1 protein-coding gene is annotated in these 709 nt (G+C 63.2%); it reads right to left on the bottom strand.

Going from position 1 to position 709, the window contains the following annotated elements:
- The coding region (locus EN994_RS34050; RefSeq protein WP_164746555.1) for an ATP-binding cassette domain-containing protein at window positions 1-709 on the bottom strand (709 nt) is incomplete at both ends.

The raw sequence follows: 709 nt of genomic DNA, 5'->3' as shown, positions 1-709 counted from the left end.
GAGCTGCATCTGGCGCCGCAGCGGCCGCATCGCCTGCCTGTCGGCTTGGGAAATGTCGCGATCGCCGAAACGGATGAGCCCGTCACTCGGCAACAGCCGCAGCAAGGCGCGGCCAAGAGTCGATTTGCCCGAGCCGGATTCACCAACGATGCCGATGGTCTGGTTGCGCTGCAGCCGGATCGAGATGTGATCGACTGCACGCAGCATCAGCGGTTCGCCAGCAAGAAACCCGCCGCCGATCCTGAACGTCACTTCGACATTCCTGCCTTCGAGCAGCACTGGGGCGTTGGCGGGCGGCGGCGCCTTGCTGCCGGTCGGCTCGGCCGCCAGCAGCATTTTCGTGTAGGCATGCTGTGGGTTGACGAAGATGGCCTCCGCCTCCCCCTCCTCGACAACCTCGCCCTGGCGCATGACATAGACCCGATCGGCAAAGCGGCGGACGATGCCAAGATCGTGGGTGATGAAGACGATCGCCATGCCGAGCTTGCGCTGCAATTCGGCCAGAAGCATCAGGATCTGCGCCTGTATGGTCACATCGAGCGCCGTCGTCGGCTCGTCGGCGATCAATATGTCAGGGTCGTTGGCGAGAGCCATCGCGATCATCACACGCTGGCGCTGGCCACCCGACATTTCGTGCGGATAGGATTTCATCCGCCGCTCGGGATCGGGAATATGCACCAGCCGCAGCAGTTTGAGCGCTTCTTCACGC

Source organism: Mesorhizobium sp. M7A.F.Ca.CA.002.09.1.1, assembly GCF_003998555.1.
Classification (GTDB): domain Bacteria; phylum Pseudomonadota; class Alphaproteobacteria; order Rhizobiales; family Rhizobiaceae; genus Mesorhizobium; species Mesorhizobium ciceri.
This window is presented reverse-complemented; position numbering and strand designations above follow the sequence as displayed.